This is a genomic window from Phyllobacterium endophyticum (assembly GCF_003010935.1).
GTDB classification, from domain to species: Bacteria; Pseudomonadota; Alphaproteobacteria; order Rhizobiales; family Rhizobiaceae; genus Phyllobacterium; species Phyllobacterium endophyticum.
Genome location: NZ_PGGN01000002.1, coordinates 122,614 through 141,556, shown reverse-complemented (window position 1 = coordinate 141,556; position 18,943 = coordinate 122,614). Strand labels below are relative to the sequence as shown.

Below are 18,943 nucleotides of genomic sequence, written 5' to 3'. Positions count from 1 at the left end.
ACAATCAATCCCGACTTTAGACTAGGACGCGAACGCGCCTCCGGAACGATCAGCACTGACTTCGAAGCAACCCGAAAGCGCAAAAAACCCGCAGCCAGTATATGGATGCGGGTTTGTCGTCGTGAACAGAGATGGCAGGCAGATCAGCCTTCGGCGGCGTCCGGACCATCGTCCTCGACATCATCGGGACCCTTGTCGAGCATCTGCTCGGCAATGAGACCGGCATTCTGGCGGAGCACCAGTTCAATCTCGTTGGCGACTTCCGGATTTTCCTTCAGGAACAGCTTTGCATTGTCGCGGCCCTGGCCAAGACGCTGCGAATTATAGGAAAACCAGGAACCGGATTTTTCGACGATACCAGCCTTGACGCCAAGATCGACCAGTTCACCCGTCTTGGACACACCCTCGCCATACATGATGTCGAATTCGACCTGCTTGAATGGGGGAGCGAGCTTGTTCTTGACCACCTTGACGCGGGTCTGGTTGCCGACGACCTCATCGCGTTCCTTCAGCGAGCCGATACGGCGAATATCGAGACGCACGGATGCGTAAAACTTCAGTGCGTTGCCGCCTGTCGTGGTCTCTGGCGAGCCAAACATGACGCCGATCTTCATGCGGATCTGGTTGATGAAGATGACCATGCAATTGGAGCGGGAAATGGAAGCGGTGAGCTTGCGCAGCGCCTGGCTCATCAGACGGGCTTGCAGGCCCGGCAGGCTGTCGCCCATTTCGCCTTCGATTTCAGCGCGGGGTGTCAACGCGGCCACCGAATCGACGACCAGCACATCGATCGCACCCGAGCGCACCAGCGTATCCGTGATCTCAAGCGCCTGCTCACCGGTGTCGGGCTGCGAGATCAGAAGATTTTCAAGATCCACTCCAAGCTTGCGGGCATAGACCGGATCAAGTGCATGCTCAGCATCGACGAAGGCGCAGATGCCACCCTTCTTCTGGGCCTCGGCAATCGTATGGAGGGCAAGCGTCGTCTTGCCCGAGCTCTCCGGCCCGTAAATCTCGACGATGCGGCCTTTCGGCAATCCGCCGACACCCAAGGCTATATCCAGCGACAGCGAGCCGGTCGAAACCGTTTCGATTTCCACCACCTGCTCATTGCGACCAAGCCGCATGATCGAGCCCTTCCCGAAGGCCCTCTCGATCTGGGACAATGCCGCATCCAGCGCTTTCGTTTTATCCACTGAATTACCCTCAACCAACCGCAACGAATTTTGAGCCATGTTACACTACCCCTGTGTTGTGCATGAAGTCCGGAATGTTCCTGTATCTGAATTTATTTGTATCTGTTTTGTTCTCATTTGGCAAGAGGCACAACCTGTTGAAATCTCATGAAAAAGCCAGAATATTCTCATGATGTTCCTGAATGGTCCAGCTTCAGGACGGCAGGCGCCGATCGCCTCCGGCACGATGCCTGAACCCGGAACCCGGCATGGCATTTCGAATCGCTCCCGTGATTGCGCCACGCGCTCCAGCGCTCTAGAGAGAGTGGCTCACTGAGCTACCCCACAACCTCAAGTTTATCCGGACACGCGATAGAACATGACCCAATTCGACAAGCCGCGGATATTCGCTGTCGGCGGCGCTCACCTCGACAGGCGGGGCCAGAGCCTGGTACCCTTCGTGCCGGGTGCATCCAATCCCGGTATCATGCGTGAAGAGCCGGGCGGCGGCGTGTTCAATGCTTTGCGGCTGGCGGTTCAACGGGGAATCAGCGCCGAAATCCTCTCGGTCCGCGGCGGTGACAGAAATGGTGAAATCATCGCTGCGGCAATACAGTCAGCCGGGATAAGCGACGGCTCTGTTGTTTATATGGACCGTCCGACGCCAAGTTATACGGCCATTCTCGATGAGTGCGGCGACGTGGTGGCTGCTATCGCGGATATGGAACTCTATGAGCTGGTACTTCCGCGGCAATTGACCCGGCGCAAGGTTCGCGACGCGATCGCCATCGCCAACGCAGTATTTTGCGACGCGAACTTGCCTTCGGAGGCGCTGCAGAGATTGACAGCACTCGCCGGAGAGCGGCCATTGTTTGCGCTGGCGATCTCGCCGGCAAAAGTGCCGCGCCTGGCTCCGGTCTTCGCCAGGCTCACCTGCCTCTTCATGAACCGGCGCGAGGCACTGGCGCTTACGGGCCTCGGCCCGCAAGCAAAATCGGCTGAACTTTATCAGTCGCTGCGCGCTGCCGGTTTGACGGGCGCTGTCGTCAGCAATGGCGGCGATGCGGTTCTCGCATTTATGCACGGCGACGCTTTTACGATCTCCCCGCCCGCCGTCAGCGAAATATTGGACGTAACGGGCGCAGGCGATGCTCTGGCTGGTGGTACAATAGCTGCGCTGATGCGGGGCGCGCCGTTCGATGCTGCGCTGCGCGAGGGTTTGGCAGCCTCCATGCTGACGCTGAAAGTTCATTCCGCCAGCGCGCGCTTCAGCCAACACGAATTCGACAGCGCATTGGCGCAAATACCCGAAGCCACTGCGCTTACATAAAGGATAATGATCATGACCGAAATGTTGAACCCCTTCATGGACATAGCGCCCGCTGTTCAAGACGCGCTTGTCGCAGGGATGCCGGTGGTTGCGCTTGAGAGCACGATCATCACCCATGGAATGCCCTACCCGGACAACAGCCGCATGGCAGCCGGCGTCGAGGACATCATCATGGCGGAAGGGGCGGTTCCAGCGACCATCGCCATCGTGGACGGACGATTAAAGATCGGGCTTTCGCCGCAAGAGCGGGAAGCCCTGGCGCAGGTAAAGGGCGCGATGAAGCTCTCGCGCGCCGACCTGCCCTTCGCCCTGTCGGAAGGCCGCACAGGCGGCACAACCGTCGCCGCTACGATGCTCGCTGCGCACCTTGCGGGTATCAAGGTTTTCGCGACAGGCGGCATTGGCGGGGTACACAAGGGCGCGGAGTTGAGCTTCGATATTTCGGCGGATCTGGAAGAGCTCGGCCGCACACCGGTTATCGTCGTTTCGGCGGGCGCCAAAGCTATCCTGGACATAGAGAAAACGCTGGAAGTGCTGGAAACCAAAGGTGTTCCGGTGGTGGTTTACGCCGCGGACGTGATGCCTGCCTTCTGGTCGCGGCAGAGCCCATTCAAGGCACCGCTGCGGCTCGACAGCGCCGCTGCCATCGCAAAATTCCAGGCTGCACGCGAATCCCTCGGCGTCGCCGGTGGCATGCTCATCGCCAATCCTATTCCCGAGGCAAGCGAAATTCCGGCCGAGATCATGGGCAGGCACATCAGCGAGGCAATCGCGCGCGCAACAAGAAAGGGCGTCACCGGCAAAGCAGTAACGCCACTTCTTCTTTCGGAACTCCTTGATATCACCGGCGGCGAAAGCCTGACTGCAAACATCGCTCTGGTCGAGAACAATGCGCGGCTGGCCGCAAGGATAGCGGTATCGCTGGGCGTTACTCAGTAAGCGGCGAAATCTGGATTTCGACGCGGCGGTTTTGCGCCCGACCGGCCTCGGTGGCGTTGGTGGCGACAGGCTCCGTCGGGCCATATCCACGAACGTCGAAACGGCGATTGTCTATACCCTGCTGCGTCAGGTAATTGGAAACCGACAGCGCCCGCCGCTCCGACAGGAGCTGGTTGTGCTGCAGGCTGCCTGTTGAATCCGTATGGCCCGCAACGTCGACGATCGTCCGGTCGAACTTGCGCAGAACGATGGCTACAGAACTCAACGTCGAGAAGAATTCCGGCTTCACCTGATCCTGATCCGTATTGAAGGTGATGGCCGATGGCATGTTAAGGATGATCCGATCGCCATTGCGGGTCACGGAAACGCCGGTACCCTGCAACTGTGCACGCAGTTCCGATTCCTGACGATCCATGTAATTGCCGATCGCACCGCCGCTGAGGGCGCCGATACCAGCGCCAATCAGCGCGGCGTTGCGCCCGGATTTGCCACCACCGCCGATGGCGAGGCCGGTGAGCGCTCCAACCGCCGTGCCGATGACGGCGCCGCCAGCCGTGTTCGACATCTTCTGCTGGCCCGTGTAGGGATCGGTCGTGGTGCAGCCCGCAAGAAAGGTCGCCGCAAGGCAGCCGATGGCAAATTTCTTCATCATGGAATCAGTTCCCCGGTTGGATGTGGCAGGGAATATACGAGTGATTCGGGCAAAAGAAGGGTAAGGAAAATCGCGAAAGTTGGCGTCTTGCCAGGGGCACTTCAATCAGGACATCGCAGGTCCGTTCAAAATATTTGAGCCTTGTTCCATCCTGAATTCGTTTGCGCTCGCAATCCCGATCCAACATGCTTCGCACCATTCGAAAACCTGAAAGGCCAGCAGCTATGAACTATACCTCACAGGCACCTGTTGCAATCATCACCGGTGGAGGACGCGGCATGGGCGCCGCGATCGCCCGCGAACTGCACGATCGTGGCTACCGTCTTGGTCTCATGTCGCCGTCAGGCAGTGCGGTCGAGCTTGCGGCAGAACTTGGCGGCATCGGCATCAAGGGTTCGGCAGGCGACGCCAACGATCTGGAGGCGCTGGTCACCCGGACGGTGCAGGTCTATGGACGCGTCGATGCGGTGGTCAATCACACGGGGCATCCCCCAAAAGGCGATCTCCTCGATATCACCGACGAGAAATGGGCAATCGGCAATGACCTGATGGTTCTGAGCCTGGTGCGCATGGCGCGGCTGGTGACGCCCTACATGTTGAAGCAGGGCAAGGGCGCCTGGGTCAACATCACGACATTTGCTGCGTTCGAACCGAGCCTGATCTTTCCCGTTTCCTGTGCGTATCGCGCTGCTGCGGGAGCTTATACAAAGCTATATTCCGATCGTTACGCTGCCGACAATATCCGCATGAATGCCCTGCTCCCGGGCTTCATCGACAGTCTGGACCACAAACCCGAGACCGCCGACAAGGTGCCCATGAAACGGGTCGGGACAATAGCCGAAATCGCAAAGACCACCGCTTTCCTTCTGTCGGACGACGCCGGTTACATCACGGGGCAGAACATCCGCGTCGACGGCGGGATCACACGGCACCTCTAACCAAGTCTGACGCCGAACGTCTTGAACAATTGCCGCCGCCCCTGCGGCGTTACAGACACGGCGCGCGTGCCATCGATCCGTCTTATCCACCCGTTGTCGAAACAGTGGCTGCATAATGCAGCACCAATCGCGCCGGCAAGATGCGGGCGCCTTTCGCTCCAGTCGAGGCATGGCCGGCACAAAACGCGACCGCGCCTGGCAGTGGCTTCGATTGCGATCCCCGCTCGGTCAAACAACGCGACCCCGCTATCCGTTACCTCCCCGGCATCGAGTCCGAGACGAAGATGGCCAGAACTGACCAGCGCGTCGGCAATCGAAACACCAAGGCGGCCGGCGAGGTGGTCGTAACAGGTACGTCCTGCCCGCAGCGCCGCATCGCGCGGACCGGTGCGCAATGGCTTCGTGGCGATGTCCGGCGCGGCAAGCCGCATGATACTCTCGATCATCTGGGCGACGGCCGGAGACGCCAACCTGTGGTAGCGGTGCCGCCCCTGCTTCTCCACCGAGAGCAAGCCTGCCTCCGTCATCCGCATGAGATGGCTGCTGGCAGTCTGCGGGGTGACACCGGCAAGCCTTGCAAGTTCCGTCGCGGTAAGTGCACGGCCGTCCATGAGGCCGTTGAGCATGCTCGCGCGACCAGGATCGCCGGCAAGTGCCGCTATCTCCGCAAATTTCGCATTGTTCGACATGGCCGTTTCCGTATTTGCCAGCCAGTTTACGCTGTCATACTTCCCGCAATAATGCTTCGAAAACGCTCGAAGTATCAAGTGGCGGCTTAACTTCACATTGCCTAGCGGAAATAAAAGGTTGGCAATTTCTCTTCAGTCACTAAAAATGCATCAAGGCCGCATGCCGGGAGGGCAGCGCAAATCCAATGAGGGCGGAGATTTAAAATGATGCATCTGAAATCCAGCATACTCGCAGCCGGCACCCTGGCGCTTTCAATCGGTCTGGCGGTCGCGCCAGCGAAGGCCGCCGAGTTTATCAATGTCCTCACCGGCGGCACGTCTGGCGTTTACTACCCGCTTGGCGTTGCCCTGTCAGAAATATATGGCAAGGGAATCGAAGGCGCGCGGACGCAGGTTCAGGCCACAAAGGCTTCGGTCGAAAATCTGAACCTTCTGCAGCAAGGCAAGGGCGAGATAGGCTTTGCGCTTGCGGATTCCGTCAAGCTCGGCTGGGAGGGCAACAAGGAAGCGGGATTTCCGGCCAAGCTCGACAAGCTGCGGGCTATCGCGGCGATTTATCCGAATTACATCCAGATCGTTGCAAGCCAGGATTCAGGCATCAAGACGATTGCCGACCTGAAAGGAAAAAGCCTCTCGGTCGGCGCTCCCGCCTCGGGCACGGAGTTGAATGCGAGAACTATCTTTGCCGCGTCGGACATGGACTACAAGGACCTGGGCAAGATCGAATACCTGCCGTTTGCCGAATCGGTCGAACTGATCAAGAACCGGCAGATGGACGCGACCTTGCAGTCGGCCGGGCTTGGCGTGGCATCGATTCGCGATCTTGCAACATCACTTCCCATCAACGTCGTGGCAGTGCCCGCCGAAACGGTCGCGAAGATCGGAGCGCCATATCTCCCAGTCACGATACCCGCCGGCACGTATGAGGGCCAGAAGGAAGACGTCCCGACCGCAGCCGTCGGCAATATCCTCGTCTCACATGATGGCGTTTCTGACGAAATCGCCTACCAGATGACCAAGTTGCTGTTCGACAATGTCGACAAGCTTGCGTCATCACATGCGGCGGCCAAGGCGATCAAACTGGAGAATGCGACAACTGGGCTGCCAATTCCGCTTCACCCGGGCGCCGAGCGCTACTACAAGGAAAAAGGCCTGATCAAATAAGGCTCCTGTCCAGAAAGAGGCGCCATTGCCCATATGAAAGGCAATGGCGTTTCACCGGCAAAGGCTCATGCACCAGCGAGCGACAAGGGCAAAATCCATGCAAGCGACCGAAAGCTCAAAACATGTCGAAGACGAGATAGTCGACGGCCTGCCTGCAGGTTTTGGCGATGGTCTTTCGGGCAAGATCGCCTATGGCATCGCCGTGGCCTTTTCGTTGTTTCAAATTTACATTGCAGCTTACGGCTCGCTGCCGAGCCAGGTGCAGCGCGCCATGCACGTGGGATTTCTCTTGCTTCTCGGCTTTGCGCTGCTCGGCAATTTGAGGGCACGGACCAGCTGGGGCAAATGGATCCTTTGGACATTGGGGATCGTGGGTTTCGGCACAGGACTTTACAATTGGGTATTTTATCTCCCGCTGATCCAGCGTAGCGGCTTTCTCAACCCCGTCGATCTTGCCGTCGGCATCGTTCTGATCGTGCTCGTTTTCGAGGCGGCCCGCCGCCTGATGGGATGGCCCCTCGCGATCATTGCCTTCGTCTTCCTTCTATACTGCTTTACGGGTCAGTATCTGCCGGACCCGTTCGTTCACCGTGGCTATTCCTTCGAACAGATCATCGACAATTTCGCCTTCGGCACGGAGGGCATCTACGGCACTCCGGTATATGTCTCGGCGGCCTACATCTTCATATTCGTCGTCTTCGCAGCGTTTTTGGAGCGCGCGGGAATGATCGCGCTGTTCAACGACTTCGCGTTCGGCTTTGTCGGCGGCGTTCGTGGCGGCCCGGGTCAGGTGTGCATTCTTTCCTCCGCGCTGATGGGAACGATCTCCGGTTCCGGAGTAGCCAATGTGGTCGCCAGCGGGCAATTCACGATCCCGCTGATGAAACGCTTCGGCTTTCGTCCGGCATTTGCCGGCGGCGTCGAAGCGACCTCCTCCATGGGCGGCCAGATCATGCCGCCGGTGATGGGAGCCGTGGCATTCATCATGGCTGAGACGCTGAACGTGCCCTATGCCGATATCGTCAAGGCGGCTATCATTCCGGCCCTTCTCTATTTTGGCGCCTGTTTCTGGATGGTCTATCTGGAGTCCGGCAAGGCCGGCTTGAAGGGCATGGACAAGGCAAGCCTGCCCAATCCCTGGGATGCGGTGCGCCAGCACTGGCCGCTGGTCTTGCCACTGGCCGCCCTCGTCTACCTCCTGTTTGCCGGCTATACGCCCATTTTCGCGGGAACCATGGGCCTCGCCCTGACGATCGTATTGATACTCGGCACGCCGCTTGCCGCGCTGATCGGGCCCATGGCATTTCGCGTGGTCTTCTGGATCGCGCTTGGTCTCGCTGCCGCGGCCTTCGTGAAATTCGGCGTCAACGTGCTTGCGCTGGTGATCGGATCGTTGATCCTCGCATGCCTGTTGTTCAGGGGCGGGCGTGAAACGCTTTTGATCTGCCGCGATTCGCTGGCAGAGGGCGCCAAGAACGCCCTCCCCGTCGGCATCGCCTGCGCCATTGTCGGTATCGTCATCGGAACGCTGACCCTGACAGGCATTGCTTCGACGTTCATCGGCGCCATAATCGACATCGGCAGAGACAATCTGTTTTTGTCGCTGGTCCTGACGATGATAACCTGCCTCGTGCTCGGCATGGGCATACCGACAATTCCAAACTACATCATCACATCATCGCTTGCAGGCCCCGCTCTGCTTGCGCTCGGCGTGCCCCTGCTTGTCAGTCATATGTTCGTCTTCTACTTCGGCATCATGGCTGACCTTACACCCCCTGTTGCTCTCGCAGCATTTGCCGCCGCACCCATGGCAAAGGTGTCGGGCATGAAAATAGCCATACAGGCAACGAAACTCGCCGTGGCCGGTTTCGTCGTACCATTCATGGCAGTCTATACGCCGGCGCTCATGCTGCAGGATGCCGGGCCGATGGCCGCTGTCATCGGCTATCCGGCGGAGGTGGCATATATCGTCCTCAAGGCCTGCCTGGGGATTGCGCTTTGGGGCGCCGCTGTCGTCGGATTTCTCATGATGCGAATGGCGCTGTGGGAACGTTCCCTGGCCCTGCTGGCCGGGCTATTGCTGGTTCTCGCATTGCCAATGACCGACGAGGCCGGCTTTGCGCTTGCGATACTGCTCATCGGCCAGCATCTATGGCGTGCGCGGGCGGCGCGGCTTGTCTCCGTTCCATGAGCCTGTGCCTGCTTGCGGCTGGCAAGACCGCCGTTTTCAGCGCCACAGTGTTTTCGCTTGCCTGGACGCATTCTGTCGAGCGAACCCGTTGGGAGGAAGTCTGGCACGTCGATCAGGATGGGCTACGGATCGTCGAAGCGCGGATCAGGGGTTCCGGAGCGGGCATGGAGCCACCCGAGGGAGCAGTGCTAAGGGATGGCTGGTGGATCTTCACACCGAAAGTCCCCATGCAAAAGAAACTCGTTTTGGCCGCCTCCGGCGCGACTTCCGGCGGGTGGACGTTCTGTGCGGATGACATGTGCCGAAGCATCGGCGCCAGCGCCTCTGAACCCCTGATCATCAAAGTCTGCAAGGAGCCATCATAGTTCGGTGGTGCTCGAAGCATCGACGCTGAAATCTCCCTATGAATCGATCGAATTCGAACCGAGGAGAGATTGAAATGTCCATCACCTGTTTTATCAGATACGAGATCGACCCCTACCAGAAGGAAGCTTTCGAGACGTATGCGCGCAATTGGAACGAAGCGATCCCCCGCTGCGGCGCTGTCCTGATCGGGTATTACGCACCGCACGAGGGTTCAGCCACACTGGCCTATGGGGTCTATAACATCGAGAATCTCGCCGCTTACGAAGCCTATCGCGCCCGGCTCATGGCCGATCCGCTTGGCCGGGACAATTACGAGTTCTCAAAAGAGAAGAAGTTCATCCGCCGCGAGGAACGAACATTCCTCCGCCTGGTGACGGGAACCAACGGAGGATCGTGAAATGATCGCGGTGATATTCGAGGTGGAACCGGCCGAGGGTCGGAGCAATGAATATTTCGACAGGGCAGCCGACCTGAAGCCGCTCCTGGAAACCATCGACGGTTTTATTTCGATCGAGCGGTTCCGCAGCCTTGCCAACGAGAACCGCTATCTCTCGCTGTCCTTTTGGCGCGATGAAGCGTCAGTGGCGGCCTGGCGCCAGACCGAGGAACATCGCCTGGCTCAACGCGACGGCCGCACCGCAATCTTTGCCGATTACCGGCTGCGGATTGCGTCCGTCATACGTGATTATGGGTTGCGTGCCCGTGATGAAGCTCCGCTTGATGCGCGCGTGTACCATCACGCTTGAATCCGGTGATTACGCTGCGCACATGCCGGTCCCGGGCCGCGCATGTAATAGCGCTCGGGCCGGTAGCTCGGTGCAATGAATTCACGAACGACGCGCAACGTATCGCGCAGTTGTATAATCATGGTCATCATCTTCGGTCTCTTGCCTTTGGCATACCGGACGGGGCCGATAGCGATAAATTAGTTAAAATTTAGCGCATAAAGATGAACGCCTCCTGAATAGCGTTGGTTAAAACAAGATGAATTCATGAATAATTAGTCTTAACCGACTGAGAACAAAGCAGAAACTCGCCGATGTTTTGAGCCGGCTTCGGCTCTTGGGGCTTAGTCCACCACGCTGAAAGATGTATCACGCGTTGCCGATCAATATGCCCGTCGCCAGCACCAGACCCCCGCCTAGAACGACCTGTATGGCGGCACGGAAGAATGGTGTTTCCATAAAGCGATGCTGGATATATGCAATCGCCCAGAGTTCGATGAAGACGACGATCGCTGCGATGATGGTAGCCGTCCAGAAGTCTGAAATGAGATACGGCAGAGCATGACCGAGACCGCCAATGGCCGTCATCAGTCCATTGGCGAGACCGCGCTTCAAGGGTGAGCCTCGTCCCGATAATTTGCCGTCATCATGAGCTGCTTCCGTGAAGCCCATGGAAATTCCGGCGCCGAGCGATGCCGAGAGGCCGACGAGGAACGTCTGCCACGTGTCCTGCGTAGCAAAGGCCGCGGCAAAAATAGGCGCGAGGGTCGAGACGGAACCGTCCATGAGGCCAGCAAGCCCCGGCTGGATATAGGTCAGGATGAGCTGACGCCTTTCCGTCTGCTTTTCAAGCTCCCGCACGTTGCCGGGCGTATGTTTATCGCCGAGACGATGCGCCAGCGACTCGTGTGTCTTTTCAGCGATTGCAAGATCGCCCAGAAGCTTGCGGGTCGGAGCATCGCGAACAAGCTTTACCGCTTCCGTATAGAAGCGGTAGGCCTGTTCCTCCATTTTCTCGGCCATATCGCGGACTTTGTCGATACCAAGCGGGCGGATCAGCCAGTCAGGCTTGCGTTCGTAATATCCGCGGACATGTTCCCTTCGGATGAGCGGTATCTGATCGCCGAAGCGCTCCCGATGCAACTCTATGAGCGATTGACGATGGCGGTTCTCCTCCTCTGCCATCTCGTCGAACACTTTCGCACTCTGCGGGAAATCCTCGCGCAACCCATCCGCGTAGGCCAGATAGATTCTCGCATCGTCCTCTTCGGAAGATATGGCCAAGGCCAGCAATTGCTGCTCCGACAGGGATTCGAGGGCGTGGCGGCGATGACCGAAGAAGCGGCTGAGCATGATGTCATCCTTATTTAGAATAGTTCTAAACTATAACCTGACAATCGATTGTTCAAGATGCTCCGGCGCTTTTTAGCAGTGCATGGACAGGAGGCGAGCCTCGGAGTATCGTCCGCCTCCGCCAACCTACCTGATAGAGAACATAATGACGCTCGCCGGTTTTATTGCCTATTCAGGCGCCCTCGCCATTGCAGCCGCCATTCCGGGTCCGGGTGTGACCGCCCTCGTCGCCAGGGCTCTCGGTTCCGGCTTCCGCTCTTCCCTGTTCATGTCGCTCGGGCTGATCCTTGGCGACCTCACCTATTTGACAGCTGTCGTGCTTGGCCTTGCGATGGTGGCACAGACGTTCGGAACGGTGTTCCTGGTGATCAAGTGGGCAGGCGTCGCATATCTTGCCTATCTCGCCTGGGGATTTTGGACATCCGGGATATCGGCGGAAAAGATCGAAGCCAAAAAGAGCCGTGGCGGGGCCATCTCCAGCATCGTTGCAGGTCTGGCGGTTACGCTTGGCAATCCAAAGACCATGCTTTTCTATATCGCGCTGACACCCACTCTTGTCGACCTTCAGACAATCACGCTCGGTGATTATTCGATCCTCGCCGCGCTGACCGTACTGGTTCTGCTCGTGGTTCTGGTTCCCTATCTCGCACTGGCCGCAAAGGCGCGAGGACTGCTCGCCTCGCCTCAGGCGCTCAAGCGGCTGAACCGCACCGCCGCAGCTTTCATGGCGGGAGCCGCGCTCGCCATCGCCGGGCGCTCCTCCTGATAGGAACAATGATACCAAACCGGCCGAATATTAGTATTTTCTTCTACTCGGAAGCGAGTTTGCGCACGAGCTCAACTATGAATTTCCAAGTGGGGCTCATAAGATTGCAGCACCACCCAAATCAGGATCAGGAGAATTTTCATGAGCAGTGAGAGCGTGCGCAAGCCAGGCCGGGGCCGCATCTACAATTCCATTGTCGATACGATCGGCGATACACCCCTCATCCGTCTGGACAAACTGGCCAAGGAAAAGGGCGTCGGCGCGAATCTTCTTGCGAAGCTCGAGTTCTTCAATCCTATTTCCAGCGTCAAGGATCGGATCGGCGTGGCACTGATCGAAGCGCTCGAGGTCCAAGGCAGAGCAACGCCCGGAAAGACCACGCTTATCGAACCTACATCTGGAAACACCGGCATCGCACTCGCATTTGCTGCCGCTGCGAAGGGTTACCGGCTAATCCTCACAATGCCTGAAACCATGTCAGTCGAACGTCGCAAGATGCTCAAGCTGCTCGGCGCGGAACTGGTCCTGACCGAAGGCGCCAAGGGCATGAAAGGCGCCATCGCCAAGGCCAACGAACTGGTCGAGACTATCGGTGACGCAGTTATCCCCGGGCAATTCGACAACCCGGCCAACCCTGAGATCCATCGCCGTACCACCGCCGAAGAAATCTGGAACGACACCGAAGGTTCGGTCGACATCCTGGTTGCAGGCATCGGCACCGGCGGTACGATCACCGGCGTGGGCCAGGTACTGAAACAACGCAAACCGGGTGTTCTCGTGGTAGCGGTGGAGCCGAAGGATTCCCCCATTCTTTCCGGCGGCAACCCCGGCCCTCACAAGATACAAGGGATAGGAGCAGGCTTTGCTCCCGCCGTGCTCGACACTCACATTTATGACGAGGTCGTGCAGGTCTCGAACGAGGATTCCTTCGCCAATGCGCGTCTCGTAGCACGTATTGAAGGCGTGCCGGTGGGGATTTCATCAGGCGCCGCGTTGACGGCCGCCATAGAAGTTGGCCAGCGCCCTGAAAACAAGGGCAAGAACCTTGTCGTCATCATCCCTTCCTTCGCCGAGCGGTACCTGTCGACCGCACTGTTCGAGGGCCTGGATGGCTGAACGGGAACTGAGGAGTGGGTCGCGGATCAGCTCTTAGGCAAGAGTTGGATTCACCCAAAACTGTGATACTGTGTAACTATGAAAAATATCACAGTTTCCATCGAAGACGACATTTACCGCCGTGCCCGGATGAAAGCAGCAGAGCAGGACACATCCGTCTCGGCGCTAGTTCGTCAATTCCTGTCGGATATCGCGATGATCGAAACGGAGGCGGAGCGGCTGCGACGGGAGGAGGCTGTACTGCGAGCATCAGTCAAGCTGTTTCGGGCCGGGGACCGCCTCTCCCGCGACAAGCTTCATGACCGTAGCCTTCGAGAGTGACAGCTTTTCTCGATACCACTATCCTGCTTTATTCCATCAGTACCGCCGCCGACGAGGTGAGCAAGCGCATGAGGGCCATTGCGCTCACGGATCGGGATGATTGCGTTGTTTCGGTGCAGGTATTGCAAGAGTTTTATGTCCAGGCAACGCGCGTCTCACGCACCGATCCCCTTCCACACGAATTGGCTGCCGGGCTGATCAAGACGTGGCTGCGGTTCCGTGTTCAGGATAATACCGTACCAATCTTGCAAGGTGCCCTCGAGATAAAGCGAGCTTTCGGCTTGTCCTATTGGGACAGCGCAATTATTTCGGCCGCGCGTGAGGCTGGATGCAGCGAGCTCTTTTCTGAGGACCTGTCGCATGGCCAGATCGTTGAAGGTGTCAGAATCGTTGATCCATTTCGATGACTTGAAGCCTCAATTCTCCAGCATTTCCTTGACTGCGGTCGCCAGCTGTTTCAGCGAGAATGGCTTCGGCAAGAAGCCGAACTTGGCGTCTTCCGGCAGATTTCGCGCGAAAGCGTCCTCCGCATAGCCAGACACGAAAATGAACTTGATATCGCCGTAGTCCTTGCGCAATTCGCGCAGCAGAGTCGGCCCGTCCATTTCGGGCATGACCACATCGGAAACGATGATATCCACCTTGCCATCAAGCTCCTTCATCACTTCGAGCGCTTCGACACCGCTGGAGGCCTCATGCACGGTGTAGCCGCGTGACTGCAACGCGCGGACCCCGCCCATGCGGACGGCATCCTCGTCCTCGACCAGGAGCACGGTTGCGGAGCCGGAGAGATCGGTGGCCTTTTCCGTCTTCTTCTCTTTCTTCGGCATTTCGGTCGGCACGACTTCGCCGTTCGCATCCAGAATATCGGGCTTCTTCTCCTCGACATAACGCGGCAGGAATATGCGGAAGGTCGTTCCCTTGCCGAGCTCGGATTCGGCATGAATCGAACCCCCTGTCTGCTTGATGATACCATACACCATGGACAAGCCGAGTCCCGTGCCCTTCCCGACTTCCTTCGTCGTGAAGAACGGCTCGAATATCTTCTCGATGACTTCGGGCGTCATGCCGGTACCGCTGTCTTCAACCTCGACCAGCACATAATCACCCGGTACGAGATCGCGATATGTCAGTTCGGCACTTTCGGCTTCGGTCACGTTGCGTGTACGAAGGGTCAAATTACCGCCCTCCGGCATGGCATCGCGTGCATTGACGGTAAGGTTAACCACAACCTGCTCGAACTGGCCTAAATCGGCGCGCACCGGCCACAGGTCGCGGCCGTGCTCGATCTTGAGGTTGACCTGTGTTCCGGCAAGCCGTGTCAGCAACATGCGCACGTCGGCGATCACGTCGGTGAGATTGAGAACCTCCGGTCGCAATGTCTGGCGGCGGGAAAACGCAAGAAGCTGCCGCACCAGCGAAGCGGCACGATTGGCGTTCTGCTTGATATTCATGATATCGGCGAATGATGGATCGGACGCCCGATGATTGGTCAACAGCAGGTCGGACGACATGATGATGGCGGTCAGCACATTGTTGAAATCATGTGCGATACCGCCCGCAAGCTGTCCCACCGCCTGCATTTTCTGGCTTTGCGCCATCGTGGCCTCAAGTGCCTTTTGCTCAGTCGTCTCGACCACCGAAACAATGGCAGCTTCCTCTGCGCCATCCTCGGAGCCCGCATCGAAGACAGGACTTACATAGAAGCGCAGATGGCGGTCCTCGTTGCCGGGTATGACGGTGTCCACAGGCGAAATTTCGGCTTTTCCGGCAAAGGCCGCCGCGAGCGCCCGGTCAAAGGCTTCGCGGTCCCGTTCATGGACGACAGTTTCAAGCGGAATACGCCGGTCTATGTCATCGCGATCGACCACAGGCGCGAACAGCCCAAGAAAACGCGCATTGGTCCGCAGGATCTTGCCTGTTGCGTCAACGGCGGCGATAGCCATGGATGCGGAATTGAAGAACCGGGTGAACCGCACCTCGGCGGCGCGCAAGGCGGCTGAATTGTCCTCGCCTTCGGCGCGATTCAGCACGATGGTGCGTGTCGGGCCGCGCCTGCCATCACGCTGCGCCTGGACGCGATGATAGAACCGCACGGCAAGGCTCTGGCCGTTCGATTTGGCAAGGTCCAGATCGATGACAGTGTTGCGGCTGGTGCCCGGCTCAGTCTTGACGGCGTTGATCAGCGCCATGCCATTGCCTGCGACTATATCCCGAACCATCATGGAGCCGGGGGTAAAGCGCGTGAGGTCGACCCCAAGCCATTCCGCCAACGTGGCATTGATATAGATTATGCGGCCATCCGGATCGGCAGAGAAGAAGCCGGCCGGAGCGTGGTCGAGATGATCGATGGCTTCCTGTATGTCCTGGAAATAACGTTCCTGTTCGGCGCGTTCGGCCGAAATGTCAGCGATCTGCCACGCATATACCGGTGTCGTCTGGTCGGGTATGCCGGCCACTGGACGCGCCTTGACCCTGTACCATGTCGGTACCGGCTCCCGCGACGGATCGAGCGGACGTGACAGGCGCAACTCCTCCTGGCCCGAAACACCATCGCGCACGGCATTGGCCAGGCGATAGATCGGATCGGAGGCCGCGGCTTCGCTGGAAAGAATATGTTCGATCGCGCGCACATCGTTGGAATTGGTGACGCCAGTCAGTTCCGCATAGGCTCTGTTTGCATAGACGATGCGGCCCTTCTGGTCGCAAACGACCGTCCCTTCGGGGAAAGTATCGACAAACGCACGGGTGAGTTCGTCGCTTGTCCCACGGGGCGTAAACTGGATGACATTGATTGCGGAGCCGAACAGGTAGAACACGCCAGTCATGGCGAGCGTTCCGAGAAGACCAAGCAGGAACTGCTGTCCGAGCTGGTCACGATAGATGAAATAGAGGATCGAAACGCCGATAAGCAGCAAGCCGAGGAGGACAAGACGCAACCCCGCCTTGTTGGATTTCGTGTTCGCGATGATCGGTTCCGGATAAAGATCGCTATTCGTTTCTTGAGACATGCGTCTCAAACCCCTTTTCTGCATCACCAGCGACATTGAGCCGGTGTTTATTCTCGAATCGTTTGGATCATATCTTTGGGGCGGCATAAACCCCATCCTTGATATGACCGCTATTATTCCACGGTTTCCAACGATCCGCACGCAGATCAGCCTTATTGTGCGCAGACAACCCGTGCGAGAGGAGGCGGAACCGCGTTGAAGGCTCCAGGGTTGCGGCTGACAATGGCAAGCACTAGTGTCGCATAAAGTAATGCTTCGAAGCCCATGTCGGGGAACAGGTTTTGGGCCCGAAGAACGCACAAGGAGAGCTTTTCATGAACGCCTGGCTTGCCACTATCGTCGGCGAAAGTGCTGCCCCTATCGTGGGATTTATACTTCTGTTCATTCTGGTGATCGCGCTGCTCCTGCTGGTCTTTGCAGTATTGCGGCGAATTACTGGCGGCACTTTCGTTGCAGGCGGACGCAACCGGCAAGTGCGCCTCTCGGTTACGGACGCAGCGGCGGTCGACAATCGCAGGCGGCTGGTTCTCGTGCGCCGCGACGACGTCGAGCATCTGATCCTGATCGGGGGTCCGAGCGACGTGGTCATAGAGCAGAATATTCGTCAGTTCGCGCGGCAACAGCGGGCTGAACCAGCGGCTTCGACAGCTGTTTCCGAGCCAGAAAAGCCCGAACCAAGAGCCTCTGAAGAGCCGCGCGGGCAACAGCAGCGCGCGGTGCCTGCTGCGCCTCCAACGCAACCACCTTCCCCTCCGGTCCAGGCAGCACCCCCGTCACAGGTACAGCGTCCACTGGCGCCACAACCCGAAGCACAGAGGACCATGCGCGCGCCCGAGCCACCGAAGCAGGCTGAAGCGGCGAAGAACCTGTCGCCGATTCCACCAGCGCAGCCAGTGCCGCCCGTATCGAGGACACCAGATGCAGCAATCGTTGCGCCGGGTGCTGCACCAATGGTCGCCGCCCCGGCGCGAGACGCCCCAGCGCGAGACAACGGCTGGCAGCGCACCGCCTCGCCTTCCTTCGGGACCTCGCCTCGTGCCGAACCAAAAATCGATACACCGGAGCCCGCAACGAGCCTGGCTGCCACTGAAACCAGGACGACAACCGCAACGGCGTTTCCTTTTGCCGCTCATAGAGAGACTGCGTCCCCCGTGTATCGAGAGCCGACGATAGAAGGACCGCTGGAATCCGAGGAGCCGGAGATTACCCTGGGCGATATGGATTTCAGCGATGCATTCGAAACCGACCTCGGCAGCGAACTGAATATCGCTCCCGGCAAGGATGAAAAGCCGGAGAAGATCGAAAGTATCGAAGATGAGATGGAACGGCTGCTGGGGGATCTGTCGAGACCGGAGAAGCGCTGAGATCTTGGACCACGAGCTTTCATCTTGAAACAGAAAGGCCCGGAAATCCGGGCCTTCTTTGATTTCGATTATCTCAGTCGTCGCGATAGACTTTCTCGCGTCGTTCGTGACGCTCCTGAGCTTCGATTGACAACGTTGCTATGGGACGCGCATCCAGACGCTTCAGGCTGATCGGATCACCGGTTTCCTCGCAAAAACCGTAGGTTCCGTCGTCGATGCGCTGCAAGGCTGCGTCGATTTTGGAGATAAGCTTGCGCTGGCGATCACGGGCCCGAAGCTCGATGGCGCGGTCCGTTTCGGAAGATGCACGATCTGCTATGTCAGGCAGGTTGGCATTTTCCTGCTGCAGGATCTCAAGCGTTTCACGCGCCTCCCGCAGAATGTCATTTTTCCAGTTGATCAGTTTTTCACGAAAATAGGATTTTTGCCGATCACTCATGAAGGGCTCGTCATCCGTGGGCTTGTAGTCAAGATCGATCAGTTTATTCATCTTTGAATCACCCTGCACCTGTGAGACGCGAGGAGGCCTATATAGGTCGTGTCAGATGGGCGCACAACTACAAAAAGACGTGTAAATCAAACAAAGAAAAGCTGCTTTTCTGCACAAAATGTCGGCAAAAACGTCTGGATTCTCGGATTTTCTGAACTAATCGAGGGGTAAAAACCGGCAAATTTCGAGTTTTTATAGCTCAAAAGCTCTACTAAGGGTTGTAGTCCGCCTCACAAAAATGCACTTCGCCCACTAATTCTACAGCTCTGTTTTGCACAATTATTTGATATTTGTCACACTTTCAGCCGGAGATTTCACCCGCGATTTGCGTCTTCCAAGGAACCGTGGCAGGT

20 protein-coding genes are annotated in these 18,943 nt (G+C 58.0%); 13 read left to right on the top strand and 7 right to left on the bottom strand.

Annotated elements, in window-relative coordinates:
• Positions 1-143: 143 nt before the first annotated feature.
• Complete coding sequence (gene recA / locus CU100_RS08565; protein WP_106716182.1) at positions 144-1,235, bottom strand: recombinase RecA; 1,092 nt, start codon at positions 1,233-1,235, stop codon at positions 144-146.
• Between the two features lie 319 nt (positions 1,236-1,554).
• Between recA and CU100_RS08560 the strand changes: the two genes are divergently transcribed.
• Together CU100_RS08560 and CU100_RS08555 are read left to right on the top strand one after the other, a co-directional pair.
• Positions 1,555-2,505, top strand: coding sequence for a carbohydrate kinase family protein (locus CU100_RS08560; RefSeq protein ID WP_106716181.1), 951 nt, complete (start codon positions 1,555-1,557; stop codon positions 2,503-2,505).
• A 12-nt stretch (positions 2,506-2,517) separates the two neighbouring features.
• The gene (locus tag CU100_RS08555) at positions 2,518-3,444 is read left to right on the top strand and encodes a pseudouridine-5'-phosphate glycosidase (protein ID WP_106717176.1); all 927 of its coding nucleotides are present in this window, start codon (positions 2,518-2,520) and stop codon (positions 3,442-3,444) included.
• Here CU100_RS08555 and CU100_RS08550 read toward each other — a convergent pair.
• Positions 3,434-4,096, bottom strand: coding sequence for an OmpA family protein (locus tag CU100_RS08550; protein ID WP_106716180.1), 663 nt, complete (start codon positions 4,094-4,096; stop codon positions 3,434-3,436). The two genes, CU100_RS08555 and CU100_RS08550, sit on opposite strands and share 11 nt — an antisense overlap.
• A 224-nt stretch (positions 4,097-4,320) precedes the next feature.
• On the opposite strand from CU100_RS08550, the gene CU100_RS08545 reads away from it, so the two are divergent.
• A complete protein-coding gene (locus CU100_RS08545) occupies positions 4,321-5,034 on the top strand; it encodes an SDR family oxidoreductase (protein WP_106716179.1) in 714 nt (237 codons plus the stop codon).
• On the opposite strand, the gene CU100_RS08540 is transcribed toward CU100_RS08545, so the two are convergent.
• A complete protein-coding gene (locus CU100_RS08540) occupies positions 5,031-5,723 on the bottom strand; it encodes an ArsR/SmtB family transcription factor (RefSeq protein ID WP_106716178.1) in 693 nt (230 codons plus the stop codon). The genes CU100_RS08545 and CU100_RS08540 overlap by 4 nt on opposite strands.
• 204 nt (positions 5,724-5,927) lie before the next feature.
• Between CU100_RS08540 and CU100_RS08535 the strand changes: the two genes are divergently transcribed.
• From CU100_RS08535 to CU100_RS08515, 5 genes are all read left to right on the top strand, one after another.
• Positions 5,928-6,887 (top strand): TAXI family TRAP transporter solute-binding subunit, encoded by a 960-nt coding sequence (locus CU100_RS08535; protein WP_106716177.1) that lies wholly within the window; start codon positions 5,928-5,930, stop codon positions 6,885-6,887.
• A 97-nt stretch (positions 6,888-6,984) separates the two neighbouring features.
• Positions 6,985-9,078: a TRAP transporter permease gene (locus CU100_RS08530; protein WP_170113779.1), complete on the top strand. Its 2,094-nt coding sequence runs from the start codon at positions 6,985-6,987 to the stop codon at positions 9,076-9,078.
• Positions 9,075-9,443 carry a DUF1850 domain-containing protein gene (locus CU100_RS08525; RefSeq protein WP_106716176.1) on the top strand — a complete coding sequence of 123 codons (369 nt, stop codon included), beginning with the start codon at positions 9,075-9,077 and terminating at the stop codon, positions 9,441-9,443. Before CU100_RS08530 ends, CU100_RS08525 begins: the two co-directional genes overlap by 4 nt.
• Before the next feature lie 74 nt (positions 9,444-9,517).
• Positions 9,518-9,841, top strand: coding sequence for an NIPSNAP family protein (locus tag CU100_RS08520; protein WP_106716175.1), 324 nt, complete (start codon positions 9,518-9,520; stop codon positions 9,839-9,841).
• 1 nt (position 9,842) lies between these two features.
• A complete protein-coding gene (locus tag CU100_RS08515) occupies positions 9,843-10,190 on the top strand; it encodes an antibiotic biosynthesis monooxygenase family protein (protein WP_106716174.1) in 348 nt (115 codons plus the stop codon).
• On the opposite strand, the gene CU100_RS26795 is transcribed toward CU100_RS08515, so the two are convergent.
• On the bottom strand, positions 10,181-10,321 hold the full coding sequence (locus CU100_RS26795; RefSeq protein WP_170113771.1) for a hypothetical protein: 141 nt from the start codon (positions 10,319-10,321) through the stop codon (positions 10,181-10,183). The genes CU100_RS08515 and CU100_RS26795 overlap by 10 nt on opposite strands.
• Positions 10,322-10,538: 217 nt before the next feature.
• Positions 10,539-11,522, bottom strand: a complete 984-nt coding sequence (gene mbfA, locus CU100_RS08510; RefSeq protein WP_106716173.1) for an iron exporter MbfA — start codon at positions 11,520-11,522, stop codon at positions 10,539-10,541.
• A gap of 145 nt (positions 11,523-11,667) precedes the next feature.
• On the opposite strand from mbfA, the gene CU100_RS08505 reads away from it, so the two are divergent.
• From CU100_RS08505 to CU100_RS08490, 4 genes are all read left to right on the top strand, one after another.
• Positions 11,668-12,288, top strand: a complete 621-nt coding sequence (locus tag CU100_RS08505; RefSeq protein WP_106716172.1) for a LysE family translocator — start codon at positions 11,668-11,670, stop codon at positions 12,286-12,288.
• A 141-nt stretch (positions 12,289-12,429) separates the two neighbouring features.
• Entirely contained in the window at positions 12,430-13,404 is a 975-nt protein-coding gene (cysK, locus tag CU100_RS08500) for a cysteine synthase A (protein WP_106716171.1), read from the top strand.
• A gap of 78 nt (positions 13,405-13,482) precedes the next feature.
• Entirely contained in the window at positions 13,483-13,725 is a 243-nt protein-coding gene (locus CU100_RS08495; RefSeq protein ID WP_106716170.1) for a DUF6364 family protein, read from the top strand.
• Entirely contained in the window at positions 13,722-14,132 is a 411-nt protein-coding gene (locus tag CU100_RS08490) for a PIN domain-containing protein (protein WP_106716169.1), read from the top strand. The genes CU100_RS08495 and CU100_RS08490 overlap by 4 nt, the downstream gene beginning before the upstream one ends.
• Positions 14,133-14,141: 9 nt before the next feature.
• Here the strand turns inward: CU100_RS08490 and cckA are convergent, their stop codons facing one another.
• The gene (gene cckA / locus CU100_RS08485; RefSeq protein WP_106716168.1) at positions 14,142-16,736 is read right to left on the bottom strand and encodes a cell cycle histidine kinase CckA; all 2,595 of its coding nucleotides are present in this window, start codon (positions 16,734-16,736) and stop codon (positions 14,142-14,144) included.
• A 314-nt stretch (positions 16,737-17,050) separates the two neighbouring features.
• On the opposite strand from cckA, the gene CU100_RS08475 reads away from it, so the two are divergent.
• Positions 17,051-18,100, top strand: a complete 1,050-nt coding sequence (locus CU100_RS08475; RefSeq protein WP_106716166.1) for a flagellar biosynthetic protein FliO — start codon at positions 17,051-17,053, stop codon at positions 18,098-18,100.
• A 73-nt stretch (positions 18,101-18,173) separates the two neighbouring features.
• On the opposite strand, the gene dksA is transcribed toward CU100_RS08475, so the two are convergent.
• Positions 18,174-18,590, bottom strand: coding sequence for an RNA polymerase-binding protein DksA (gene dksA, locus CU100_RS08470; protein ID WP_091877580.1), 417 nt, complete (start codon positions 18,588-18,590; stop codon positions 18,174-18,176).
• Between the last annotated feature and the right edge of the window lie 353 nt (positions 18,591-18,943).